Below are 24,800 nucleotides of genomic sequence, written 5' to 3'. Positions count from 1 at the left end.
CCTTAATGCGCCACTTAATACGCCTCATCAACCCGCGACCGGTTTCAGTGAGAAACCCAAGTCGCCAGTATCAATGATGAAGACGTGCGCCGGATCGTTTCGATGATCTTCCTGACTTGAGCGCTATTGCGGACGAATTCCACAGTCTTCACGGTCGGAGACCATTTATACTAATGAGAAGAATGATTGTTGCTGTTTCGGCTTGTCTTGCCATGCTTGCCGCACAGAGCGGACCTGTTTTTGCCAAGGACGACGTGAAGACCAAGACGGTCACTCTGGAAACCTATTTCCGCAAGCCTGGCTATCCCATCCCCGAAAAGACGCTTCCAACCGGCCTGAAGAATAACTACTCCGATCTCATCGTCAAATATGCCAAGCGCTACGGCGTGCCGACCAATCTGGCCCACGCCGTCGTTTCCGTGGAAAGCAAGTTCAACCCTAAAGCACGCGGCAGTGCCGGTGAGGTTGGTCTCATGCAGATCAAGCCCGCCACGGCAAGGATGATGGGCTATCGCGGCACGACGAAAGCGCTTTATGATCCCGAAACCAACATACGCTGGGGCATGCAATATCTGGCAACCGCGCACCAGCTAGGTGGCGGGCAGGTATGCGACACTATTCTGCGCTACAATGCAGGCCATGGCGCTACGCGGATGAACCCGGTTTCGAAGCGCTATTGCGGCAAGGTGCAGGCGATTTTGGAAGGCTAGATGCATTCCACCGCCGTCATTCCTGTGATCGTCGCAGGAATCCAGTAGACGCACGTCTACGCGGCTGTAAAAAAGTCTTTTCCGCCCAAGGGTTTGGGCGAGGGCCGTGGGGATGCGAAAAATGGCGGATTTCAAATATATCGTCGTCGGTGCTGGCATGATGGGGGCTGCTGCGGCACGCCATCTTTCGGCCCAAACGGATGGCGTGGCTTTGATCGGCCCTGCTGAGCCGCTCGATATCAAGAGCCACAACGGCGTGTTTTCCAGCCATTACGATGAAGCCCGTATTACCCGCGGTTTCGATGGCGATCCGGTCTGGGCGGAACTGGCGAAACGCTCGATTGCCCGTTACGCCGAGATCGAAGCCAAGAGCGGTATTCGTTTTTACCACGAGACGGGGTGCCTCTTTACCGGAAACGGCAAAGGGCTTGGAGGAGACTATGTGGCGGGGGCCATGGCGGCGCGGGACCGGCTGGGGCTTACGGTGGAGGAATACGCTGCCTCGCAGATCGGGGCTCGTTTCCCGATGTTTTCTTTGCCCGATGATCACGATGGCTGGTTCGAGCCGCGCAACGCCGGTTATGTCAATCCACGCGCGCTGGTAAAGGCGCAGGTCGCAATTGCAGAACGCCAAGGTGCGACGCTGATTCGCGAGACTGTGGTGAGCATCGATGACACGGCCTCCGGTGTGGAGGTGGTCACGAACGAGGGCCAGCGCTATACGGCGGACAAGGTGATCGTCGCGGCGGGCGGTTTCACCAATATGGCCGATCTGTTGCCATCGAAAGTCGATATGGCAGCGACGGGCCGCACAATTGCGTTTTTCGAACTGGACGAGCAGAAGCAGCGCGATTTCGTGGGCATGCCATCGACCATCGTGCTGGCGGAAAATGCCGATGACATCGTCTACATCCTGCCGCCCGTGCTGTATCCCGATGGCAAGACCTACCTGAAAATCGGCGGCGAGAGCGAGAAGAGCAGGCTGGAGACGCTGGATGAGGCGGTGCGCTGGTTCCACTCTGATGGCACGGCGAGCGAGGTGGCGTTTCTGGAGCGGCGGGCTATCGAGCTTATGCCGAAGCTGGAGGGGTGCCCGGTCACGTCAGGCTCCTGCGTCGCGTCGATTACCCGCACGGGTTATCCCTATATTGGCTATACGCAGTCTTCGAACATTGCCGTGTTGACGGGTGGGAACTTTGTTTCGGCGAAGTCTTCCGATGAGATCGGGCGATTGGGGGCGGTGTTACTGCTGGACGGACAGCTGACGGAAGAGAATTTTGCGGGGCAGGTGGGGCCGGTTTTTGTTTGAGGTGCTGCATTGGATGATGGCGGGTGTGGCTTACCCCCCTCTGCCTTGCCAGGCATCTCCCCCACAAGGAGGGAGATCGGCTGGGCGCACTAACTTCTCTCCAGTCTCAACGTACGAGATGGCCGAAACCTAACCGCGATTCAATCTCCCCACCTGTGGGGGAGATGTCCGGCAGGACAGAGGGGGGTAAGCCACACCCACTGTTCTCAACCATCATCTCAGCCCAAAACCTCTGGAATCGATTCACCAAGCAGCTACAACTCATTGTAACGGAATCGAAACTCGGTGAGCTCGAACATGGCAACACAGTTCAAATATATCGTGGTCGGTGCGGGCATGATGGGGGCTGCTGCGGCGCGGCATCTGGCTGGAAAGACGGATGGCGTCGCGCTGATCGGCCCGCGTGAGCCTGCGGATATCAAGAACCATACCGGTGTTTTTGCGAGCCATTATGATGCGGCGCGTATTACCCGCACGATCGATGGCAATGCGGATTGGGCGCGGCTGGCCAATCGGTCGATTGCCCGATACGCCGAGATCGAGCGTGAGAGCGGCGTGGAATTTTACGGTGAGGTTGGTTGCCTGATTGTTGGCAAGAAACGCGGCACCGGCTTTGACTATATCGAGAATGTTTGCGCAGCGGCGGAGACGCTGGGTGTCGCAACCGAGATTCTGGATGATGTGGCGCTGGCGGATCGCTTTCCCTATTTTGCGTTCGAGAGTGGGTGCGAAGGCGTGTTCGAGAGGCGCAACGCCGGATGGGTCAATCCGCGTGAGATGGTGCGGGCGCAGATCGTCAGTGCTGAAAAGCGCGGGGTGACGCGGATCGATGACATTGCCGTTAGCGTGCGGGAAGAGGGCGGTGTTGCGACGGTGACGACCGCGTCCGGCCAGGTCTATACGGCGGAGAAAGTGATCGTCGCGGCGGGCGGGTTTTCCGTTGCTGAGGGGTTGTTGCCGCAGAAGCTTGAGATGCAGGTCAATGGCCGCACGGTGGCATTTTTTGAAATTCCAGACGACGAGCTGCATCGCTACGCGGGCATGCCATCGCTGATCTATGAGCCAGCCGATCCGCGCAAGCACATCTATCTCTTGCCGCCCGTGCGCTATCCCTATGGCAAGACCTATCTCAAGATCGGCGGTGAGCCTGTCGATATTGTTTTGAACGGCGACCGCGAAATCCGTGAATGGTTCCGCTCAGGCGGAAGCGCCAAGGTGCGCGACGACTTCTCCGATATCATCGAAACGCTGATTCCTTCCATCGACCGCTCGCGCATTTCCATGGCGGCTTGCGTGACATCTTACACGCCGAGCGGGTTTCCGGCGATCGGCTATACGGCGTCACCAAGCATCGCCGTTCTGACCGGCGGCTGCGGTACGGCGGCCAAGAGTTCCGATGAAATCGGGCGGTTGGGCGCTGAGCTTCTGGTGGAAGGACGGATCATCGATACGGAATATGCTGCGGATTTCGCGCCTGCTTTCTCTGCGTAATGATCCGTTCGCGGATTTTCCGGTGGCTTTCGTTTCTGAACCCGTCTAAGGAGCCCCTGCCAGTTGGCCGGGCAGCTGCGCTTTACCAATGTCGAAAGACGGTAAGGTGAGGAAAGTCCGGGCTCCACAGAAACACGGTGCCGGATAACGTCCGGCGGGGGCGACCCTAGGGAAAGTGCCGCAGAGAGTAGACCGCCACTTTTATAGTGGTAAGGGTGAAAGGGTGGGGTAAGAGCCCACCGCGCCGCTGGTAACAGGGGTGGCATGGTAAACCCCACCGGGAGCAAGACCGAATAGGGATAACGCGGGATGCGCGCAAGCGTATCTACAGCCGGTTTTTGGGCGAGTTATCCGGGTGGGTTGCGAGAGGCGGCGTGCAAATGCCGTCCCAGATGAATGGCTGCCACGTTCCGGGTCAAACCGGGGCCATACAGAACCCGGCTTACAGGCCAACTGGCAAATTCTCTTTTTATTCCAAGTGCTTGTGCGCCCCGCGTGACGGGGCCCGCAAGTATTTGTTTTTTCTAATAAAAAAAGATTTTAGAGGCGATAAATTGTTGTCGTCCGGCAAGTGCTTGAATGCACACGGTAAACCATTCGTTAAACTTAACGGGATATGAATATTCGATCCGAGGCCGGTATCCCACTGGCTTCTCCCATTGACGCCCATATGGTCCCATGGTATCCCAAATGCACACCACAAAGGGTCGTGTTTTTGACCCGCAATCTCTGAAACGGAGAGGCCTGCAAGGGTCCGATGGGCATTACGTCCTACCGGTCAGCGATTTGTCGTGCGTAACGGTGTTGCCTCTCGGTGCGGGTTGCGGCTCTGCATGCGGTGGCTTTGGCGAGTTTTACAATGGGGCGCTTTTTATCGAACGTGACAAACAGGATCGACGCCAAGGGGCGCGTTTCGGTTCCGTCGCTGTTTCGCTCGGTGCTGGCGGACCGTGGCATCCAGGAGCTTTATTGTCTCCAGGATTTTGCATTTCCGGCCATCAGCGTGGGTGGCCCGGACTTGCTCGAACGATACGAACGGCAGATCGCGTCCATGGACGCGTTTTCGCCGGAGGCGAACGCGATGTCGCTGCTGGTCCACGGCGGCGGCATTTTCATGAAACTCGATGCCGAAGGGCGATTGATGGTGACGGATTTCATTCGGGAATTCGCCAATATCACCACCGAGGTTACCTTTGTGGGTCGAGCGGATCATTTTCAGTTGTGGCAGCCGGACGCGTTTCACGAGGCGCAGAAGGCGGCAAGAACGGGGCGCGGTTTTACCGCTGGTCGCCCCGGATAGGACGGGGAAACGGAATGGCGGTGAATTCTGGCGGACGATCTTCTGAAGCCGGTGGCGGACCGGTTCGCCACATTCCGGTTCTTCTCCACGAGGTTATAAAGGCGCTGGAGCCAGCGCCCGGCAAAGTCATTCTCGACGGTACCTTCGGTGCTGGCGGTTATACCCAAGCCATTCTCGACCAGGGCGCCAATGTCATCGCGCTCGACCGCGACCCGACTGCGATTGCCGGTGGGCAGGCCATGGTTGCTGCCAATGGCGGGCGTCTTTCTCTCATCCAGTCGCAATTTTCCAATCTTGCCGCGCATGCACCAGCCGAAGGCCTCGATGGCATCGTGCTGGATATCGGCGTTTCCTCCATGCAGATCGATGAGGCCGAGCGCGGTTTTTCGTTCCAGAAAAATGGCCCGCTGGACATGCGCATGTCCGCATCGGGCGTATCTGCGGCAGATGTCGTCAACCGCTGCAAGGTGGGCGATCTCATTCGCATTTTCGGTTTTCTGGGCGAAGAAAAGCAGCCGGGCCGCATTGCCCGCGCTATCGAAAAGAAGCGTGCCGAAGAGCCGTTTCGGACCACCCGTGATCTGGCTGGATTGATCGAGATCGTTACCCCGCGCAAGGCGAAAGACAAAATTCACCCGGCGACGCGCGTCTTTCAGGCGCTGCGCGTCTTCGTCAATGACGAGCTTGGCGAGCTGGCGCAGGCGCTGTTTGCAGCCGAGCAGGCTTTGAAGCCCGGTGGCCGGTTGGTCGTGGTGACCTTCCATTCGCTGGAAGACCGCATCGTCAAGAAGTATTTCGCAGATCGTTCCGACCGTGCATCGGGCTCTCGCCATATGCCGATGCTGGCCGCCAAGTCGGCGATTTTCGATGCTGTTGGCAAGCCGATGATTGCGGCTAGCGACGAAGAGGCCGACATCAATCCTCGGGCCCGTTCTGCCAAGTTGCGTGCGGGACTTCGCACCACGTCGCCAGCGCGGCCTGCCGATCTGTCGATCTTCGAGCTGCCCGATCTCGCCAGCCTTGAAAAAATGGGAGGCTGATATGCTGCGGACCCTCGATTTTATGCTGATGGGTGTGATGGTGGCGGCAGCCGTCGTGACCTATTCCATCAAGCATCAGGCCGATCTCAAGCTCGAATCGGTCAAGAAGCTGGAAACGGAAATTCGGCTGGAGAAGGACACGATTGACCTTCTGCGGGCCGACTGGGCGCTTCTGACGCAGCCGAACCGCCTGCACCGGCTGGTGAATGCCTATCAGGCCGATCTTTCGCTGGCGCCGACAGAGCCGACGCAGCTTTCGCAGCCCAAAGAGCTTCCGATGCTACGCTCGCAACTGCCGCAGCCGCCGGAGCCGGAAGGCATGAGCGTCGAGGATGTGATTGCGGCTGCCGTCAATGGTTCCAAGCCCGGAGCGACACTGGGCGGAGCCAAGCAGAAGTCTGCACCGGCAGGACAGATCGTCGCCACCGGTGGCAAGCCTGTTCCGGTGCCTGCACCACGCGCGCCGGTCTCGCGGCCCAAACCGGCAGCGCCTGTCAGCGTCGATGCCGGTGACGAGTCTGGCGATATGGATGAAACGATAACTGGATCGGTGGACTGATGTCTTTTCTCTCCCGTGTCATGGTTCTGAAAAGCAGGGCTCATTTTTCCGCAAGCACCACAGGTGTGACGGATCACGCCGCCTTTGAGGGTGCCCGCAAACGCCGTGCGACGCAGGCAAAGACCCGCGTCGGCCTGCTGATATTCGGCTTCATCTGCTTTTACGGTGTCGTGGGCGGTCGTCTGGTTCAGTATGGCATGACGCAGCCGGAAACGGTTTCCAGCATTGCGCCCGCCGACAGGCTGATGGCCTCGCGGCCGGATCTGCTGGATCGCAACGGCGAGGTGCTTGCCACTGATATTCGCACCGTCTCGCTGTTTGCCGAACCGCACCGCATTGTCGATGTCGATGAAGCCATCGAGAAACTGCGCACCGTTCTGCCCGATCTCGACACGCGCGGCACCTATCAGAAACTGAAATCCGAATCACGCTTCCAGTGGCTGCGTCGTCAGTTGACGCCGAAGCAGCAGAGCCAGATTTTGGCGCTTGGCATTCCCGGCATTGGTTTCCGCCCTGAAAAGCGCCGCTTCTATCCCGGCGGCGCGACGGCTTCTCACGTCGTTGGTCACGTCAACATCGATAACCGTGGCGTCGCCGGCATGGAACGCTATCTCGATAATCAGGGCCTGGCCGATCTGACGGCGCTTGGCATGACGTCCGATCAGCCGCTGGAGCCTGTAAAGCTTTCCATCGATCTGCGCGTTCAGGCGATTGCTCGCGAAGTGGTGAGCGAATGGATCAAGAAAACAGAGGCTCTCGGCGCTGGCGCCGTCGTGATCAACGTGCATACCGGCGAAATCCTCGCCATGGTTTCCGAGCCCGATTATGATCCCAACAATCCGGCGGAAGGCGCTAAAGAAGGCTGGCTCAACCGTATGTCGAACGGCACGTTCGAGATGGGCTCGACCTTCAAGTCCTTTACCATCGCCATGGGTCTTGATTCCGGCAAGGTCCACATCAACGATATGTTCGATGCCCGCGCGCCGATCCGCATCGGTGGCTTCACCATCAAGGATTTCCACGGCAAAGGCCGCATGTTGTCGGTGCCGGAAATCTTCCAGTATTCGTCCAACATCGGTACGGCTAAGATTGCCGACACCGTGGGCATTGATGGCCACAAGGAGTTTTTGACCAAGCTTGGCCTGCTGTCGAGGATGAAGACGGAACTGCCGGAAGTGGCCATGCCATCGCAGCCGCGCACATGGAAGAAGATCAATTCCATCACCATCTCCTTCGGTCACGGTGTGTCGACAACTCCGTTGCAGACGGCGATTGCCGGTGCGGCGCTCGTCAACGGTGGAAAGCTGATCGAGCCGACCTTCTTGCCTCGCACTAGAGAACAGGCAGATCAGGTCGCTACGCAGGTCATGAAACCGACGACCAGCAAGGACATGCGCTTCCTGTTCGACTGGAACGGCACCAAGGGTTCCGGTCGCAATGCGCGCGTCGAAGGCTTCGACGTTGGCGGCAAGACGGGTACGGCAGATAAGGTCGTGAACGGTCGCTATGTGCACGACAAGAACTTCAACGCTTTTCTGGGCGCATTCCCGATCTATGACCCGCAATATGTGGTGCTGACCTTCATCGATGAGCCGCGTACCGACAAGGGTAATGGGGCAGCTCTTGCCGGTAATACGGCAGCGCCGATGGTGAAGGATATCATCAGCCGCTCTGCTGCTATTCTCGGTGTAAAGCCAAAGTTCGGCAGCGACGGATCGGCCTTGCTGGTGTCTTATTGATTGTTACAGCTTACCACGGACCGGCGATTCGCGCCGGGGGGACAAGACGGACATATCGATGAATTTGCGAGATCTCTCGGGGGCTGAGTTCCCCGAACTGAATGAGTTGCTTCGGACAGACGCCGGAGCGCTTGAAATCACCGGGATTACGGCTGACAGCCGCAAGGCCCAGCCGGGATCGCTGTTCGTGGCGTTGGCCGGGACCAAGGCGGACGGCAGCACTTACGTGCAGGACGCCGTGGCCAAGGGTGCCGTTGCTGTCGTGTCCGGTCATGCCGTGGATGCCGCTGTGCCGGTTCTTGTTGTCGCTGATCCGCGTCGTTATCTCTCTCTTTCTGCTGCCAACTTCTACGGAAAACAGCCCGAAACCATGATTGCCGTGACCGGCACGGCGGGCAAGACCTCCGTCGCCTCCTTCATTCGCCAGATTTGGAAGTCTGCGGGCCATGCGGCGGCGCAGATCGGTACCACAGGTGTGATTGCGCCGGGTCGCGAGGAATATGGTTCGCTGACGACACCTGATCCTGTTTCCCTGCATGCGCTCTTGGCAGAATTGGCCGACGAAGGCGTAACCCATGCGGCGATGGAAGCCTCCAGCCATGGCCTCGACCAGCGCCGTCTGGATGGCGTGAAATTGGCCGCTGCCGGTTTCACCAATCTCGGTCGCGACCATATGGATTACCATCCCACCATTGAAGACTACATGGCCGCCAAGATGCGGCTGTTCGATATGCTTTTGCCGAAGGGTTCGCCTGTTATCATCTTCTCTGACGATCCGTGGTCGGACCGCGCTATCAAGGCGGCGACGGATGCGGGCCATGATGTGCGCACCGTCGGTCGCAAAGGCGATTATCTGACGCTGAAGCGCGTCGAGCATTTCCGCCATAAGCAGATGATCGAAGTGCATCATCAGGGCAAAATTTACGAAGTCGATATTCCGCTTGCCGGTGATTTTCAGGTGGCCAATGCGCTGGTTGCCGCAGGGCTTGCGATTTCGACCGGTGTTTCGGCGTCGGTGGCGCTCAAGGCGCTTGAGAAACTGGTGGGGGCTGCGGGCCGTCTCGAACTGATCGGCCAGACGAAGAACGGTGCGCTGGCCTATGTGGATTATGCGCACAAGCCGGATGCGCTGGAAAATGTGCTGACGTCGGTGCGGCCGTTCACATCCGGTCGCATCATTACGGTTTTCGGCTGCGGTGGAGACCGCGACAAGGGCAAGCGCCCGATCATGGGTGAAGTGGCGACCCGGCTGTCCGACATCGTTGTTGTCACGGATGACAATCCGCGCTCCGAAGAGCCGCAGACCATCCGAGCCGAAATCATGGCGGCGGCACCCGGTGCGCTGGAAATCGCCGATAGGGCAGAGGCTATCAGCCACGCCGTGTCGCTGCTGGGGAGTGGAGATACATTGATCGTTGCGGGCAAGGGGCACGAGGAAGGTCAGATCGTGGGCGGCGTGACATTGCCGTTCTCGGATCATGAACAGGTGCGTACCGCGCTGGAAGGATTGAAGATTTGAACTGGTTATGGACAGTGCCGGACATGGTCGCCGTAATGGCAGGCCGTCCGGTCGGCAACCTGCCGCAAGGCATCACGGGCATTTCCATCGACAGCCGTACGGTGCAGCCGGGCGAAGCTTTCTTCGCCATCAAGGGTGACCGGGTGGATGGCCACGATTACGCAAGCTTTGCGGTCGCCAACGGTGCGGGCCTTCTGGTCGTTTCGGAAGGCAAGCTGCCTGCGCTTGGACGACTGACCGTGCCGATGATCGTGGTGGAAGACGTTCTGGCGGCCTTGGTCAAGCTTGGCATCGCTGCCAGAGAGCGAACATCGGCGCGTATCATCGCCATCACCGGCTCTGTCGGCAAAACCACGACCAAGGAGATGCTGCGGCAGGTGCTGGCACCCTCGGGCAAGGTGCATGCCGCCGTCTCGTCCTTCAACAACCATTGGGGCGTGCCGCTGACGCTGGCGCGCATGCCGGCCGATACGGAATTCGGCATTTTCGAAGTGGGCATGAACCACGCCGGTGAGATCAGCCCGCTGGTCAAGCAGGTCAAGCCGCATCTGGCCATCATCACCACCATCGCGGCTGCTCACCTCGGCAATTTTAACAATCTGGAAGAGATTGCGGCGGCAAAGGCTGAAATCTTCGACGGTGTACTGCCCGGTGGCGCGGTTATTCTGAACCGCGACAATGCGCAGTTCGAGCAGCTCGAGCGCGCAGCACTCGATGCGGGTATCGAACACGTGCTGACATTTGGACAGCATGCCAAGGCAGATTTCCGCCTTGCCGATTACGAGAATACGCCCAACGGTTCGACCATCTGGACCATCATCAATGGCGAGACCAGCGAGCTGCATATCGGCGCTGCCGGTCGTCACATTGCCGAAAACGCCATGGCGGCTCTCGGCACCGTTGCGGTGACGGGTGCTGACCTTGACAAGGCCTTTGCAGCGCTGGGCACACTGGAGCCCGTGAAGGGCAGGGGCCAGCGCCACCGTCTTTCGGTTGGCGAAGGCTCGTTCCTGCTGATCGACGAGAGCTACAATGCCAACCCGGCTTCCATGCGGGCCGCCATAGCGCTTCTGGCCGCAGCCGAAGTGAAGGGCAGTGGACGGCGCGTGGCCGTGCTGGGCGATATGCTGGAGATGGGCGAGTTTTCTGCCGAGGTGCATGAGGAATTGTCCGGTCCGCTTCTATCGGCTGGCATCGAGCACGTGTGGCTGGCGGGTGAGTCGATGGCCGCACTGCGCGATGCCCTGCCGGAGAGCGTGACCGTTGCGTGGTTCCCGACGACTGCCGAACTCAATGAATTCGTTCTCAAATGGGTCCAGCCGGGCGATGTATTGATGATAAAATCGTCACTTGGCATCGGTTTTGGCAAGATCGTGACGGCTCTTCTTGACAAGTATCCGGCATTCCCCGAGACGGAACGCCAGATTTAGAGCACTGGATGAATGGCACGATGCTGTTTTCGATTGCTCGTTGCTGAAACAAACAAGAACTCGAGGTGGCGCAGGCACAATTTTTGACGCCCGCTGCTTTGATCGCCTTTCGAAAGGGCACACATGCTGATCTGGCTCGTTGAACTGTCGGACAAAGTTCAAGTCTTCAATCTGTTCCGGTACATTACGTTCCGGGCCGGTGCTGCATTGTTCACCTCCGCGCTGATCGTCTTCCTGTTCGGTCCTGCCATCATCAATTCGCTGCGCATTCGCCAGGGCAAGGGTCAGCCGATCCGCGCCGATGGTCCACAGACGCATTTCAAAAAGGCCGGTACGCCGACCATGGGCGGGTTGATGATCCTGGCGGGTATCCTTGGCGGTTCATTGTTGTGGGGTGATCTGTCCAACGTTTACGTCGTCTCGGTACTGATGGTAACGCTCGGCTTCGGTGCCATCGGCTTTTACGACGATTATCTGAAAGTCACCAAGCAGAGCGACAAGGGCTTTTCCGGCAAGGCCCGTCTCGGCATCGAGTTCGTCATTGCCGCGATTGCCGTGTTCTTCATGATGGAGGTCGCACTGGCAACGGCGCCGCATGGCGGGACGCTTGGAAGTTCGATCGCCTTTCCGTTCTTCAAGGAATTCGTGATCGACCTCGGTTATTTCTTCGTGCTGTTCGGCGCTTTCGTCATCGTCGGTGCGGGTAACGCGGTGAACCTGACAGATGGTCTCGATGGTCTTGCCATCGTGCCTGTGATGATTGCTGCTGCGACCTTCGGCATCATTTCCTATCTGGTCGGAAACGCGATTTTCGCCAATTACCTCCAGATCAATTTCGTGCCCGGAACGGGTGAACTTGCGGTCATCGTTGGCGCGGTTATCGGGGCGGGGCTCGGCTTTCTGTGGTTCAACGCACCGCCAGCCGCTATCTTCATGGGTGATACGGGTTCGCTCGCGCTGGGCGGCCTCATCGGCTCCATCGCGGTTGCGATCAAGCACGAGCTCGTCATGATCATCGTTGGTGGCCTGTTCGTCATGGAAACGCTGTCGGTCATCATTCAGGTGTTCTGGTTCAAGCGCACCGGCAAACGCGTCTTCCTGATGGCGCCGATCCACCACCATTTCGAAAAGAAGGGCTGGACGGAAAGCCAGGTTGTCATTCGCTTCTGGATCATTTCCGTTGGTCTGGCCATGCTCGGCCTCGCAACGCTGAAGTTGAGGTAACGGCATGATCCCTGTCACCTCACTTGCCGGAAAAAAGGTCGCGCTGTTCGGGCTTGGCGGCTCTGGTCTGGTCACTGCCAAGGCACTGGTTGCCGGTGGTGCCGACGTGACGGCATTTGATGACAATCCTGACAGTGTGGCCAAGGCGAGTGCCGAGGGCATTCCAACGGCGGATTTGCGCACGCTCGATTGGTCGAAGCTTGCCGCTTTCGTTCTGGCACCCGGCGTGCCACTGACGCATCCAAAGCCGCATTGGTCCGTCGATCTGGCGAAGGCCGCCGGTGTAGAGGTGATCGGCGATATCGAGCTTTTCGTGCGCGAACGCCGTGCGCACGCGCCGAATAGCTCCTTTATCGCCATTACCGGCACCAACGGCAAATCCACCACGACGGCGCTGATCGCACATATTCTGAAAGCCTCCGGTCGCGATACACAGTTAGGCGGCAACATCGGCACGGCTGTACTCAGCCTCGAACCGCCGAAGGCGCAACGCTTTTACGTGGTCGAGTGCTCGTCTTACCAGATCGACCTCGCGCCGACGCTGAACCCGACCGCTGGCATTCTGCTCAACCTGACGCCTGATCATCTCGACCGTCATGGAACGATGCAGCATTATGCCGATATCAAGGAGCGGCTGGTTGCAGGCAGCGATACGGCCGTCGTTGGTGTTGACGACAGCTATTGCACGCTGATTGCCGACCGCATCGAGCGCGCCGGTGTGACCGTGCTGCGCATCTCCAAGCGCAACGTCGTGGCCGATGGTCTCTATGCCGAGGGTAGCCGCATTATGAAGGCGCAGGGTGGCACGTCGTCGCTGCTCGTTGATCTCGATGGCATCCAGACGCTGCGCGGTAGCCACAATGCTCAGAACGCGGCGGCAGCGATTGCGGCTTGCCTTGCTGTCGGCATTTCGGAGGATGAGGTGCGGGCCGGGCTCAGCTCCTTCCCCGGGCTCAAGCACCGCATGCAGCCGGTGGGCCGTCGTGGCAATGTGACCTTCGTGAATGACAGCAAGGCGACCAATGCCGATGCCGCAGCACCGGCACTTTCCAGCTATGACCGTATCTACTGGATTGCCGGTGGCCTGCCGAAAGCGGGTGGCATATCCAGTCTTTCGCCGCTGTTTTCCCATATTGCCAAGGCCTATCTGATCGGCGAGGCGGCGGCTGAGTTTGCATCGACCTTGGGTGAGGCGGTGCCTTACGAAATCTCCGGTACGCTCGACAAGGCTGTCGAACATGCCGCAATGGACGCGCAGAAGGATGGTCGCGACGGCAATGTCGTGATGCTATCACCGGCTTGCGCAAGCTTCGATCAATATAAGAACTTCGAAATACGTGGTGATTCGTTCGTTGGCCATGTTGCAGCACTGACTGGCGTGACGATGTTGGTTGGCTCGGAAAAGGAGTAGTGATGAAATGGTAAGCCGTATCGACCGTGGACCGGTCGCGGAATGGTTCTGGACCATCGACCGTTTCTTCCTCGCGGCCTTCATCGCGCTGATGGGCATCGGGCTGATGCTATCTTTTGCGGCGTCACCTGCGGTTGCCGAGCGTATCGGCCTCAACAGCTTCTTCTTTGTCGAGCGTCAGGCCATGTTCATGGTGCCATCGCTGGCCATTATGGTGGGCCTGTCGTTTCTGACGCCGCGGCAGGTGCGCCGCGTGGCCGTGATCATGCTGATTGCCGCGCTGCTGATGATGATCTTTGCGCTGTTCTTCGGTATCGAAGTGAAGGGCGCGCGCCGCTGGATTTCCATCGGTTCGTTCTCCATTCAGCCTTCAGAATTCATGAAGCCTGCCTTCGTCATCGTCTGTGCCTGGCTGTTTGCCGAGCGTGCGCGCCATCCTGAAATTCCCGGCAATCTCTTTGCCATCATCACCTTCGGCATCGTCGCCGCGCTTTTGATCGCGCAGCCGGACTTCGGCCAGACCATTCTGACCTCCGTCGTCTGGGGCGGCATGTTCTTCATGGCCGGTGTGCCGTGGTTCTGGATCATCATGCTGGGTGGCCTTGGCGTCGGTGGCATCATCACTGCCTATCTGATGCTGCCGCACGTTGCAGGTCGTATCGACCGGTTCTGGACGGGCGAGGGCGATACGTTTCAGGTCGATACCGCCCGCGAAGCCATCATTCGCGGCAACTGGTTCGGTCAGGGGCCGGGCGAAGGCATCGTCAAGCGCATCATTCCCGATAGCCATACGGACTTCATCTTTTCCGTTGCGGCGGAAGAGTTCGGCATCCTGTTCTGCATGCTGCTGGTCATGATTTTCGCCTTCATCGTGCTGCGCGGCCTCAGCCACGCCTTCAAGGAAAAGGACGATTTCGTCCGCTTCGCGGTGGCCGGTCTCGTGCTGCAAATCGGCATGCAGTCGATGATCAATATCGGCGTCAATCTGGAACTGATGCCTGCCAAGGGCATGACGCTGCCGCTGATTTCCTATGGTGGCTCGTCCATGATGGCGATTTGCGTGACGGCTGGTTTTCTTCTGGCGCTGACACGCCACCGCCCTGAAAAACGTGCGCAGGAGCGCAGTTTCTTCCGGGTCAATGCAGGCCTTCCTGCGGAGTAAAGAGTATGAGCAAAGGCATCGTTCTGCTAGCCGCCGGGGGAACCGGCGGCCATGTGTTTCCGGCAGAGGCGCTGGCATACGAGTTGAAGGCGCGCGGTTACGCCGTGCATCTGGTGACCGACAGCCGTGCCGAACGCTACGCAGGCAAATTTCCCGCCGATGAAATTCACGTCGTACCCTCCGCCACCATCGGCTCCAAGAACCCTATCTCCGTTGCCAAGGCGCTGCTGAAACTATGGACCGGCCTTCGCGCCGCCCGCCGTCTCGTAACCAAGCTGAAGCCGGTGGCCGTTGTCGGTTTCGGTGGCTACCCCACCGTGCCGCCGCTGCTGGCTTCCACTGGCCTCGGTGTGCCGTCGATTATCCATGAGCAGAACGCCGTAATGGGCCGTGCCAATAAGGCGCTGGCCAAGCGCGTCAAAGCGATCGCCGGTGGCTTCCTGCCGGAAAACAAGGGCGATTATGCCGACAAGACCGTGACGACCGGCAACCCCGTTCGTCCCGCCGTGCTGACGGCTGCCGACATTGCTTACGCGCCGTCTGGGGCCGGTGAGCCGTTCCAGCTCGTCGTGTTCGGTGGAAGTCAGGGCGCGCAGTTCTTTTCCGGCGCCGTGCCCGCCGCCATCTGCCTGATGCCGAACGAGATGCGTTCTCGCATTTCGTTGACACAACAGGCGCGCCCGGAAGACAAGGATAGCGTCATTGCCTCCTATGCCAAGCTGGGTGTGAAGGCGGACGTTTCGCCGTTCTTTGGCGACATGGCAGAGAGGATCGCGGGTGCCAATCTCGTCATCAGCCGTTCGGGTGCTTCCACGGTGTCGGAGCTTTCCGTCATCGGGCGTCCATCCGTTCTGGTGCCTTATCCGCATGCGCTGGATCATGACCAGGCGGCCAATGCCGCAGCGCTTTCTGCTGCGGGTGGTGCAAGCGTTATCAAACAGTCCGAACTGTCTCCGCAAAAGCTGTCATCGCTGCTGAGCGATGCCATGAACGATCCTGATCGTCTGGCCAACACGGCGGCGGCTGCGAAAGCGACCGGCAAGCCGGATGCGGCGCAGCGTCTGGCCGATCTGGTGGAAGCGATTGCGGCTGGTCAGTCCGTTCAGCAATTTAAAGCAAAAAATAAAGAAGGAGTGCATCCATGAAGATGCCGAAAGCCATAGGTCTTGTCCATTTCATCGGAATCGGCGGCATCGGCATGAGCGGCATTGCCGAGGTGCTTCACAATCTCGGTCACCGCGTGCAGGGTTCCGATCAGGCAGACAGCGCCAATGTGCAGCGTCTGCGTGACAAGGGCATCGAAGTCTTTGTCGGACAGGCTGCGGAAAACCTCGGCGATGCAGAGGTGGTCGTGGTGTCCACCGCGATCAAGAAGAACAACCCGGAACTGGCAGCGGCGCGCGAAAAGCACCTGCCGATCGTTCGGCGCGCCGAAATGCTGGCCGAACTGATGCGCTTCCGTAATGCCATCGCCATTGGCGGCACGCACGGCAAGACGACGACGACCTCTATGGTCGCTACGCTGCTGGAAGCAGGCAATCTCGACCCGACCGTCATCAATGGCGGCATCATCAACGCTTACGGCACCAATGCCCGCATGGGTGAGGGCGAGTGGATGGTGGTGGAGGCCGACGAATCGGACGGCACCTTCCTGAAACTGCCCGCCGATGTCGCCGTCATCACCAATATCGACCCTGAGCATCTGGACCATTACGGCAATTTCGACGCCGTGCGGGCCGCATTCCGCCAGTTCGTGGAAAACGTGCCCTTCTATGGCTTCGGTGTGTTGTGCATCGACCATCCCGAAGTGCAGACGCTGGTGGGCAAGATCGAAGACCGCAAGGTCATCACTTACGGGGAAAACCCGCAGGCCGATGTGCGCTTCTCCAATGTCCGTATCGACGGGACCAAGTCGATTTTCGACGTCGAAATCCGCCGTCGCCGCACGGGCAAGATTTTCACTTTCACCGATCTCGTGCTGCCGATGCCCGGCCGTCACAACGTTTCGAATGCGACGGCGGCTATTGCGGTCGCCAACCGTCTGGGAATTTCTGTCGAAGACATCAAGAAGGGGCTGGCCTCTTTCGGCGGTGTCAAGCGCCGTTTCACGCTGACGGGTGAGTCCAACGGCGTGCAGGTCTTCGACGATTACGGCCATCACCCTGTCGAGATCAAGGCCGTGTTGAAGGCCGCGCGTGAAGCATGTAGCGGTCGCATCATCGCCGTGCACCAGCCGCACCGTTATTCGCGCCTTTCCAGCCTGTTTGAAGATTTTGCGCATTGTTTCAACGATGCCGACACAATTCTTCTTGCTCCGGTCTATCCGGCGGGCGAAGATGCCATAGAGGGTGTGAACTCCGAGACGCTCGTTTCAGCCACCAGAGCTGCGGGCCATCGCGATGCGCGCCACCTCTCTTCCCGCGACGATCTGGCAAAGACAGTTGCAGGCATTGCGAAACCTGGTGATTTCGTGGTTCTTTTGGGAGCTGGTAATATTACGCAGTGGGCGGCAGTGCTGCCCTCAGAATTGGATAGCATTTCAGGAAAGTCTGCATGAGACAGGTGGATGGGGTAAAGTTGCTGGAGAGACTCGGCGACGGAGTAAAGGAACTCAGAGGACGTTTGACGCCGGATTCGCCGATGGATCGCGTAACGTGGTTCAGGGCAGGTGGTCTGGCGGAACTGATGTTCCAGCCCCATGACGTGGATGACCTCATCGCTTTCCTCAAAATCCTGCCGGAAGACGTTCCGCTGACGGTTGTCGGCGTCGGCTCCAACCTGCTGGTCCGTGATGGCGGCATTCCCGGCGTCGTCGTTCGTCTGTCCGCCAAAGGCTTCGGCCAGGTGGAACTGGCAGGCGAAAACCGCATCAAGGCGGGTGCGATCTGCCCGGATAAGCACATTGCAGCCATGGCGATGGATAACGGCATCGGCGGTTTCCATTTCTACTACGGCATTCCCGGCTCCATCGGCGGCGCGCTGCGCATGAACGCCGGTGCCAATGGCGGCGAGACGAAGGATCGTGTCGTCGAGGTTTACGCCGTGGACCGTCAGGGCAATCAGCACACCCTGTCCAATGCGGATATGGGCTACAGCTATCGCCACTCCGAAGCATCCAAGGATCTGATTTTCACAGGTGCCCTGTTCGAAGGCCACCCGGAAGACCGGGCGAAAATCCGCGCTGACATGGACGCCGTTCGCCACCATCGCGAAACGGTTCAGCCGATCCGCGAGCAGACTGGCGGCTCAACGTTCAAGAACCCCGAAGGACATTCGGCCTGGAGCCTCATCGATGAGGCGGGTGGTCGCGGCATGGTCATCGGCGGCGCGCAAATGTCATCGCTGCATTGCAATTTCATGATCAACACCGGTCACGCGACCGGCTACGATCTGGAATATCTGGGTGAAGCGGTGCGCAAGCGCGTGTTCGAACATGCAGGCATTCGCCTGGAGTGGGAAATCAAGCGCCTCGGCCTTTTCATGCCGGGGAGAGAAGTAGAGGCGTTCCTTGGTAGCTGACAATGAAACGATGCCGGGCAGTTATCTGTTGCCCCCGCTTTTGTTTCGTCTAGCCACGTCCGAAGATCGCACTACACTCCAGCCGCTGCGTTTTGCATCTGCTTTCTCAATAACGGTTACGTTGATCGCTCTTGTCCTCAACGTAACCGCACTCAGCACGTTGATTGTCCTAGGATTTGTTCCCAACCCCAAGACAGCTTTATGGGTTGGCAGCACTTTGACCGTTTTCATCACGTTTCCGATCTCGTTCGTGCTGTCGCATATCATCGCCAAGCAGGTGAAATGTCTTTCCATTTCCCATGAGCGCTACAAACATCTCAGCCATACGGATGGTCTGACAGGTCTGCGGAACCGGGCGGGGCTGCATGCCGATGCAAAGCATCTGGACGAGGACTATTGTCTGGCGTTCTTCGACATCGATCACTTCAAGTCGATTAATGACAATTACGGTCATGCCGCTGGAGATGCAGTGATATCCGGCATTGCACGGCGCATCGCGGAGGCGTTTCCGGCATCTTCGCTTTTGAGCAGGCTCGGCGGTGAGGAGTTTGTGGTTGCGACGTCAAACATTCCGCTCGCCGATTTCTCTGCGTATTGCGAGGGTTGCCGACAGTCGGTTGAGGCCCAGCCTTTTGTGGCCGAGAGCGTTTCCATCAATGTCACGATTTCGATTGGTATCTCGATGCCCAGAGATGATGAGCTGTTCGAGAACGTCATGCACCGTGCCGATGTTGCGCTCTACAGGGCGAAACAATCTGGACGCAATCATGTTGTCGTCGACGAACAAAGTCTTGCAGGGTGATCTCTACAAACGAAAACAGCCGGATGATTGATCCGGCTGTTTCGATCTCAACGTGAAGATGACGGCTTAGACTTCGTCTTTGCGCGACAGCATGATGCACAACAGAGTGATCAGCGCGGCGACGCAGAGATAGTAGCCGACGTAGCCCATGCCGTAATTCACCTGCAGCCATGTGGCGATGTAGGGCGCCAGCGATGCGCCGAAGATGCCGGCCATGTTGAAGGTGATGGACGAGCCCGTGTAGCGAACCGTCGTCGGGAAGGGGGCTGCGAGTGCCGTGCCGATGAGGCCGTAGGTCATGCCCATCAGTGCCATGGCGAGTGCTGCGAAGAGGAAGATCGAGCCTTCGCCGCCGGTCATCAGGCCGGGCAGGAGGAACGAGAAGGCACCGATCAACACGGTCGTGGCAATCAGGACTTCGCGACGACCGAAGCGTTCGGCCAGCTTTCCGGCGATGGGAATGAAGATGCCGAAGACGACGGAGCTGACGAGCTGAACTTCCAGCGCGTCGAGGAACGGAATTTTCAGAACCTTGACGTTGTAGGACAGCAGATAGGCCGTGCCGATATAGAACAGCACGAAGGTTGCCAGCGCCACGAATGTGCCGAGCAGCAGGCTGCGCTTGTGATGGCGGAAGAGTTCGGCCACGGGAACGGCGACGCGCTCTTCCTTGTCGATAGCCTTCTGGAAGGCAGGCGTTTCGGTGATCGATAGACGCACCCACAGGCCAACGGCGATAAGGATGATCGACGCGACGAAGGGAATGCGCCAGCCCCAGCTGAGCAAGGCTTCCTGCGACATCAGGTGAAGCAGCAGCCAGAAGACGCCGGAGGAAAGGAAGAGGCCGAGTGGAGCGCCGAGCTGCGGGAACATGCCGTACCAGCTGCGCTTGCCGGGAGGGGCGTTTTCCGTTGCCAGAAGCACGGCGCCACCCCATTCACCACCAAGGCCAAAGCCCTGACCGAAACGGCACAGCGCCAGAAGCAGCGGTGCCAGAACGCCAGCTGTTTCATAGGATGGCAACAGGCCGATGATGACGGTGGAGACACCCATTGTCAGAAGCGCAGCAACGAGCGTCGTCTTGCGGCCCACGCGGTCGCCGTAATGGCCGAAGACCACGGCACCCAGCGGACGGGCGAAGAAAGCGATGGAGAACGTGGCGAAAGAGGCCAGAAGCGCCGTCATCGGGTCGTTGTTGGGGAAGAACAACGTTGGGAACACGAGCACTGCTGCGGTCGCATAAACGTAGAAGTCGAAGAACTCGATGGTCGTGCCGACCACGCTGGCAGTAAGAACTCGTGCAGGCGAATTTGTCTTTACATCGTTCGAAGCGTCAGCGGTCGGCGATACCTTGGATATCGCGTCGGACATGGGATTTTTCCATTGTTAAGTAACACTTATGACCCTTTACCGGGGTGAGGTTGCGTTAACGCAATTTTCGATCCTTTGAAACGGTTAAAACGCAATATTCTGGAAAAAATGGACGATTATCGGTGTTCGTGCGTCGTTTTGCTTCATGTGATGTGTGGTTCGGCGGGTTTTGGCGTGAGCGAAAAATCGAGGTGCCGGCAATGATATGACCGTTTACGCCATAGCTGGCGGACCATTCGATTTTGAAGAGCGAGTCGGTTTGGATGATGTCCAGCATTAAAATGATACCGGGCATCATATCCAGGTCAGTCAGGTTGACGGTGTGAATGCCACCCAGATTGAGGATTACGTCCGCATGCTTTTCAGAAATAAGAAAGCCATTTTCATCGACCGCATCTGTGAGGATCGACGTGTTGAGCCGCAACGAACCCGTGCTGTCTGCCCTTATGACAAGTTCCTGCAAGAGCGCATCGTGAAATTTATGGGTGCCACCAAACCAGTCCAGCATCTCCCTGCCACCGGCAATGCTGTGCCATATTGAATTCTCTCTCATTTAGGCGTGCCTCCGTTCGGCGTGATCATAGAATGAAGTAGGAGGTAGGTACAAAAGCCCGCGGTAAACGCATCGGCAATTGTCAAAAATGGCTGGGGAAAAGCGGCGGATCTTAACGAATCGATCTTGCTTTCCCGGCTGTGATCTCTCGTTCGCGCAACGATTTTATTTCATCCCGTTGAAATTCTGAATCTTGCATTGGCGCCAACTCTCTGATTCCAAGGAGGGAATCCGGGGTTGATGTGATTCTTTAAGAAAAATCGCGTCGCTGGTCGTTTCGGCTAACGAAAGTAAACACTTCATTAACCTTAATGGCGCTTAAGTGTTTGCCACGGAGCGGGCGAGAGAATCGCGGAGCAGGTTTCTGGTCCGGTTATCTTGGTCAGGTGTTTTTGGTGTCAGAGGTTGTCATGAGCGGCAAACATATCGCTGTTCTTATGGGTGGGTTTTCTTCCGAGCGGCCAGTCAGCCTCTCGACGGGAGAGGCTTGCGCATCCGCCTTGGAAGGCGAGGGCTTCAAGGTTACACGTGTCGACGTGGACCGTGATATCGCTGCGACGCTTTCGAAGTTGCGCCCCGACGTTGCCTTTAACGCGCTCCACGGTCCCTACGGTGAAGACGGCACCATTCAGGGCATCCTCGAATATCTCGAAATTCCCTACACGCATTCGGGCGTGCTGGCGTCGTCGCTTGCCATGAACAAGTCGCAGGCCAAGAAGGTTGCTGCTGCTGCGGGTATTCCTGTTGCGCCGGAAAAGCTGATGAGCCGTTTCGATATCGGTAACCAGCATCCGCTGGCACCGCCCTATGTCGTAAAGCCCGTGCGCGAAGGTTCGAGCTTCGGCGTGGTCATGGTGCAGGAAGATCAGTCGCATCCTCCGCAAATCATCGGTTCGTCGGAATGGCGCTATGGCGATGAGGTCATGGTCGAGCGCTACATTCATGGTCGCGAGTTCACCTGCGGCGTGATGAATGGCGAGGCGATGGGCGTCACAGAGGTGGTGCCACTCGGTCACACATTTTACGATTACGATGCGAAATATGTGAAGGGTGGCTCAAAGCATGTCATTCCTGCAGAAATTTCACCAAAAATTTACCAAAAAATCCAATCATTGGCGGTTATGGCGCATCAGGTGATTGGCTGCCGTGGCGTAAGCCGTTCGGACTTTCGTTACGACGACCGTTTCTCAGAAGATGGCGAGATTATCTGGCTTGAGGTCAACACTCAGCCCGGTATGACGCCGACCTCCCTCGTGCCCGAAATGGCAGCTCATGCGGGCCGCTCGTTTGGCGAGCTTGTCCGTTGGATGGTGGAGGACGCTTCGTGTTCGCGATAAACCGCAAAAAGTCGGGACAAAAAAAGCGCGAGCAATTCGCTTCGGCAGCAGCCGATGAACGCATGGTTTTGCCACGTCCGTTGCGTAAGGGCTTTCGCTTCGGCGTGTCGCTGGCCACCGGACGCATCCACATTCCCGCGCATACCGGCTCGCTGGCAACGCTGGCATTCTTCTCGGCAATTGGCCTTTACGGCATGTCGCTGGGTGGCCACACCAATGTCGTTGCGCAGGCCACGACATCGGCTGCCGGCTTTGCCATCGAGGACGTAAAGGTTTCCGGCAACATCCAGACGTCCGAAATCGACATTTTCCAGCTGCTCGGCCTTGATGGCGCGACATCGCTGATCGCGCTTGATGTAAACGCAGCCCGCAAAAAGCTGACAGAATTGCCGTGGGTCGAAGATGTCGACGTCCGCAAGATTTATCCCAAGACCATCGAAGTGCGTCTGAAGGAACGTCAGGCCTTTGGTATCTGGCAGCACGGCACGGAGCTTTCGTTGATCGAAAAGAGCGGCAGCGTGATCGCGCCGTTGCGGGACAACAAATACGCCGGTCTGCCGCTGTTCGTCGGCCGTGATGCCGAAACGGGTGCTGCCAGCTTCGTGGATGAGCTGGCCGACTGGCCGGAAATTCGCAACCGCGTTCGCGCCTATGTTCGCATTGCCGGACGTCGCTGGGACCTGCATCTGGATAACGGCATCGTCGTCAAGCTGCCGGAAGAGAATGTTCCGAAGGCCCTGCAATTGCTGTCGCGTATGGACATGGAAGAAAAGGTTCTTTCCCGTGACGTGGCTGCCGTCGATCTGCGCCTTTCGGACCGCACGACCGTGCAGCTGACCGAAGGTGCAGCCGAGCGTCGCCAGAAGGCTGTCGAAGCACGCACCAAGGCGATCAAGTTGGCGGAGAAGAACACATGAGCTTTTTTGGTTCTTCCCATTTCGGTCTCCCGCGCTTGAAGCCTCTGTCTTCCAAGCGCAGCCATGTGGTTTCGGTTCTTGATATCGGTTCCACCAAGGTCGTGTGCATGATCGGTCGTCTCACACCGCGTGAGGAAACCGAAGTGCTGCCGGGTCGCACGCATAAGGTCGAAGTCATCGGCATCGGTCACCAGCGTTCGCGCGGCGTGAAATCCGGCGTCATTGCCGATCTGGATGCGCTGGAAGGCGTCATTCGTCTGGCTGTCGATGCCGCCGAGCGCATGGCAGGCCTCACCGTCGATAGCCTGATCGTCAATGTTTCCGCAGGCCGTATCGCCAGCGACATCTACACCGCCAGCATTGATCTGGGCGGGCAGGAAGTCGAATCGGGCGATTTGCGCAAGGTTCTGATTGCTGCCAGCCAGCAGTCTCTGCGCCAGGACCGCGCGATCCTGCACTCGCTGCCAACCGGCTACTCGCTGGATGGTGAACGCGGCATTCGCGATCCACTGTCCATGTATGGCGATATGCTGGGCGTGGACATGCATGTGGTCACGGCTGAACGCACGGCGCTGAAAAATCTGGAGCTTTGCATCAACCGCGCTCACCTGTCGGTCGAAGGCATTGTTGCGACACCTTATGCCAGCGGCCTTGCAGCTCTGGTGGATGATGAAGTCGAACTTGGCTGTGCGGCCATCGACATGGGCGGCGGCACGACGACGATTTCGGTTTTTGCCGAGGGCCGTCTGGTTCACACCGATGCCATCGGTCTCGGCGGACACCACGTCACCACCGATCTGGCCCGTGGCCTGTCGACCCGTATCGAAGATGCGGAGCGCCTGAAGGTCGTTCACGGTTCGGCGCTGGCCAACGGTTCCGACGACCGCGACATGATTGCCGTTCCGCCGATTGGCGAAGACGACCGCGACCAGCCTTCGCAGGTATCTCGTGCTCTCGTCAGCCGCATCGTTCGGGCCCGCATCGAAGAGACATTGGAATTGATTCGCGACCGCATCCAGAAATCGGGTTTTTCCCCGATTGTTGGCAAGCGCGTGGTTCTGACCGGAGGAGCCAGCCAGTTGACCGGCCTGCCGGAAACGGCGCGGCGCATTCTGGCCCGCAACGTTCGCATCGGCCGCCCCATGGGCGTGTCCGGCCTGCCGGTCGCGGCCAAAGGCCCGGCCTTTTCCACAGCCTGCGGGCTGATGATTTATCCGCAGATCGCGGACATCGAAATCCATGCGGCGCAGAACGGAATGTTCTCGCCGTTCGGAACAGGTAGTGGCCGGATAGCCCGCGTAGGGCAATGGCTGAAGGAAAGTTTCTGACCTCTGTCTGCCCATCGGGCAGGGGACTGAGTGAGTTGATTAAGAATTGGCCTGCGGGGCGATGCGGCCAGAGAAAGAA

At 58.5% G+C, this 24,800-nt stretch carries 21 protein-coding genes and 1 other RNA gene; 20 read left to right on the top strand and 2 right to left on the bottom strand.

Annotation, left to right across the window (positions count from 1 at the left end; all coding sequences use genetic code 11):
- The first annotated feature begins 173 nt into the window (after positions 1 to 173).
- The 17 genes from HRR99_RS10055 (at position 174) to HRR99_RS09975 (ending at position 19,215) form a co-directional block, all read left to right on the top strand.
- On the top strand, positions 174 to 710 hold the full coding sequence (locus HRR99_RS10055; protein WP_112498679.1) for a lytic transglycosylase domain-containing protein: 537 nt from the start codon (positions 174 to 176) through the stop codon (positions 708 to 710).
- Between the two features lie 121 nt (positions 711 to 831).
- Entirely contained in the window at positions 832 to 2,019 is a 1,188-nt protein-coding gene (locus HRR99_RS10050) for an FAD-dependent oxidoreductase (protein WP_233121499.1), read from the top strand.
- A 297-nt stretch (positions 2,020 to 2,316) separates the two neighbouring features.
- A complete protein-coding gene (locus tag HRR99_RS10045) occupies positions 2,317 to 3,510 on the top strand; it encodes an NAD(P)/FAD-dependent oxidoreductase (protein WP_233121498.1) in 1,194 nt (397 codons plus the stop codon).
- A 59-nt stretch (positions 3,511 to 3,569) separates the two neighbouring features.
- An RNA gene (gene rnpB, locus HRR99_RS10040) (RNase P RNA component class A) lies at positions 3,570 to 3,971 on the top strand.
- 398 nt (positions 3,972 to 4,369) lie between these two features.
- Entirely contained in the window at positions 4,370 to 4,810 is a 441-nt protein-coding gene (mraZ, locus tag HRR99_RS10035) for a division/cell wall cluster transcriptional repressor MraZ (protein ID WP_065697897.1), read from the top strand.
- A gap of 14 nt (positions 4,811 to 4,824) precedes the next feature.
- Positions 4,825 to 5,850 (top strand): 16S rRNA (cytosine(1402)-N(4))-methyltransferase RsmH, encoded by a 1,026-nt coding sequence (rsmH, locus tag HRR99_RS10030; protein WP_233121496.1) that lies wholly within the window; start codon positions 4,825 to 4,827, stop codon positions 5,848 to 5,850.
- Position 5,851: 1 nt separating this feature from the next.
- The gene (gene ftsL / locus HRR99_RS10025) at positions 5,852 to 6,409 is read left to right on the top strand and encodes a cell division protein FtsL (RefSeq protein ID WP_233121494.1); all 558 of its coding nucleotides are present in this window, start codon (positions 5,852 to 5,854) and stop codon (positions 6,407 to 6,409) included.
- The gene (locus HRR99_RS10020) at positions 6,409 to 8,148 is read left to right on the top strand and encodes a peptidoglycan D,D-transpeptidase FtsI family protein (RefSeq protein ID WP_112498683.1); all 1,740 of its coding nucleotides are present in this window, start codon (positions 6,409 to 6,411) and stop codon (positions 8,146 to 8,148) included. The genes ftsL and HRR99_RS10020 overlap by 1 nt, the downstream gene beginning before the upstream one ends.
- Positions 8,149 to 8,206: 58 nt before the next feature.
- Positions 8,207 to 9,667: a UDP-N-acetylmuramoyl-L-alanyl-D-glutamate--2,6-diaminopimelate ligase gene (locus HRR99_RS10015; RefSeq protein ID WP_233121493.1), complete on the top strand. Its 1,461-nt coding sequence runs from the start codon at positions 8,207 to 8,209 to the stop codon at positions 9,665 to 9,667.
- Positions 9,664 to 11,097, top strand: a complete 1,434-nt coding sequence (locus tag HRR99_RS10010) for a UDP-N-acetylmuramoylalanyl-D-glutamyl-2,6-diaminopimelate--D-alanyl-D-alanine ligase (RefSeq protein WP_233121491.1) — start codon at positions 9,664 to 9,666, stop codon at positions 11,095 to 11,097. Before HRR99_RS10015 ends, HRR99_RS10010 begins: the two co-directional genes overlap by 4 nt.
- Before the next feature lie 123 nt (positions 11,098 to 11,220).
- Complete coding sequence (gene mraY, locus HRR99_RS10005; RefSeq protein ID WP_112498686.1) at positions 11,221 to 12,321, top strand: phospho-N-acetylmuramoyl-pentapeptide-transferase; 1,101 nt, start codon at positions 11,221 to 11,223, stop codon at positions 12,319 to 12,321.
- Positions 12,322 to 12,325: 4 nt separating this feature from the next.
- Positions 12,326 to 13,732 (top strand): UDP-N-acetylmuramoyl-L-alanine--D-glutamate ligase, encoded by a 1,407-nt coding sequence (gene murD / locus HRR99_RS10000; protein WP_233121489.1) that lies wholly within the window; start codon positions 12,326 to 12,328, stop codon positions 13,730 to 13,732.
- 7 nt (positions 13,733 to 13,739) lie between these two features.
- Entirely contained in the window at positions 13,740 to 14,894 is a 1,155-nt protein-coding gene (gene ftsW, locus HRR99_RS09995) for a putative lipid II flippase FtsW (RefSeq protein WP_111837952.1), read from the top strand.
- 5 nt (positions 14,895 to 14,899) lie between these two features.
- Positions 14,900 to 16,039, top strand: a complete 1,140-nt coding sequence (murG, locus tag HRR99_RS09990) for an undecaprenyldiphospho-muramoylpentapeptide beta-N-acetylglucosaminyltransferase (protein ID WP_233121488.1) — start codon at positions 14,900 to 14,902, stop codon at positions 16,037 to 16,039.
- The gene (gene murC / locus HRR99_RS09985) at positions 16,036 to 17,451 is read left to right on the top strand and encodes a UDP-N-acetylmuramate--L-alanine ligase (protein ID WP_233121486.1); all 1,416 of its coding nucleotides are present in this window, start codon (positions 16,036 to 16,038) and stop codon (positions 17,449 to 17,451) included. Before murG ends, murC begins: the two co-directional genes overlap by 4 nt.
- Positions 17,448 to 18,413, top strand: a complete 966-nt coding sequence (murB, locus tag HRR99_RS09980) for a UDP-N-acetylmuramate dehydrogenase (RefSeq protein ID WP_112498689.1) — start codon at positions 17,448 to 17,450, stop codon at positions 18,411 to 18,413. Before murC ends, murB begins: the two co-directional genes overlap by 4 nt.
- Before the next feature lie 217 nt (positions 18,414 to 18,630).
- Positions 18,631 to 19,215 (top strand): GGDEF domain-containing protein, encoded by a 585-nt coding sequence (locus HRR99_RS09975; protein ID WP_233121484.1) that lies wholly within the window; start codon positions 18,631 to 18,633, stop codon positions 19,213 to 19,215.
- A gap of 66 nt (positions 19,216 to 19,281) precedes the next feature.
- On the opposite strand, the gene HRR99_RS09970 is transcribed toward HRR99_RS09975, so the two are convergent.
- Together HRR99_RS09970 and HRR99_RS09965 are read right to left on the bottom strand one after the other, a co-directional pair.
- Positions 19,282 to 20,586 (bottom strand): MFS transporter, encoded by a 1,305-nt coding sequence (locus tag HRR99_RS09970; protein WP_111837957.1) that lies wholly within the window; start codon positions 20,584 to 20,586, stop codon positions 19,282 to 19,284.
- 55 nt (positions 20,587 to 20,641) lie between these two features.
- A complete protein-coding gene (locus HRR99_RS09965) occupies positions 20,642 to 21,139 on the bottom strand; it encodes a hypothetical protein (protein ID WP_233121483.1) in 498 nt (165 codons plus the stop codon).
- 410 nt (positions 21,140 to 21,549) lie between these two features.
- Here HRR99_RS09965 and HRR99_RS09960 point away from each other — a divergent pair, with 410 nt between their 5' ends.
- From HRR99_RS09960 to ftsA, 3 genes are read left to right on the top strand one after another with little or no spacing between them, the layout of a single operon-like run.
- The gene (locus tag HRR99_RS09960; protein ID WP_233121481.1) at positions 21,550 to 22,476 is read left to right on the top strand and encodes a D-alanine--D-alanine ligase; all 927 of its coding nucleotides are present in this window, start codon (positions 21,550 to 21,552) and stop codon (positions 22,474 to 22,476) included.
- Positions 22,464 to 23,393 (top strand): cell division protein FtsQ/DivIB, encoded by a 930-nt coding sequence (locus tag HRR99_RS09955; protein WP_422387261.1) that lies wholly within the window; start codon positions 22,464 to 22,466, stop codon positions 23,391 to 23,393. Before HRR99_RS09960 ends, HRR99_RS09955 begins: the two co-directional genes overlap by 13 nt.
- The gene (ftsA, locus tag HRR99_RS09950) at positions 23,390 to 24,721 is read left to right on the top strand and encodes a cell division protein FtsA (protein WP_045228841.1); all 1,332 of its coding nucleotides are present in this window, start codon (positions 23,390 to 23,392) and stop codon (positions 24,719 to 24,721) included. The genes HRR99_RS09955 and ftsA overlap by 4 nt, the downstream gene beginning before the upstream one ends.
- The last annotated feature ends 79 nt before the right edge of the window (positions 24,722 to 24,800 follow it).

This window comes from Agrobacterium vaccinii, from assembly GCF_021310995.1.
In the GTDB taxonomy this organism is placed as follows: domain Bacteria; phylum Pseudomonadota; class Alphaproteobacteria; order Rhizobiales; family Rhizobiaceae; genus Agrobacterium; species Agrobacterium vaccinii.
This window is presented reverse-complemented; position numbering and strand designations above follow the sequence as displayed.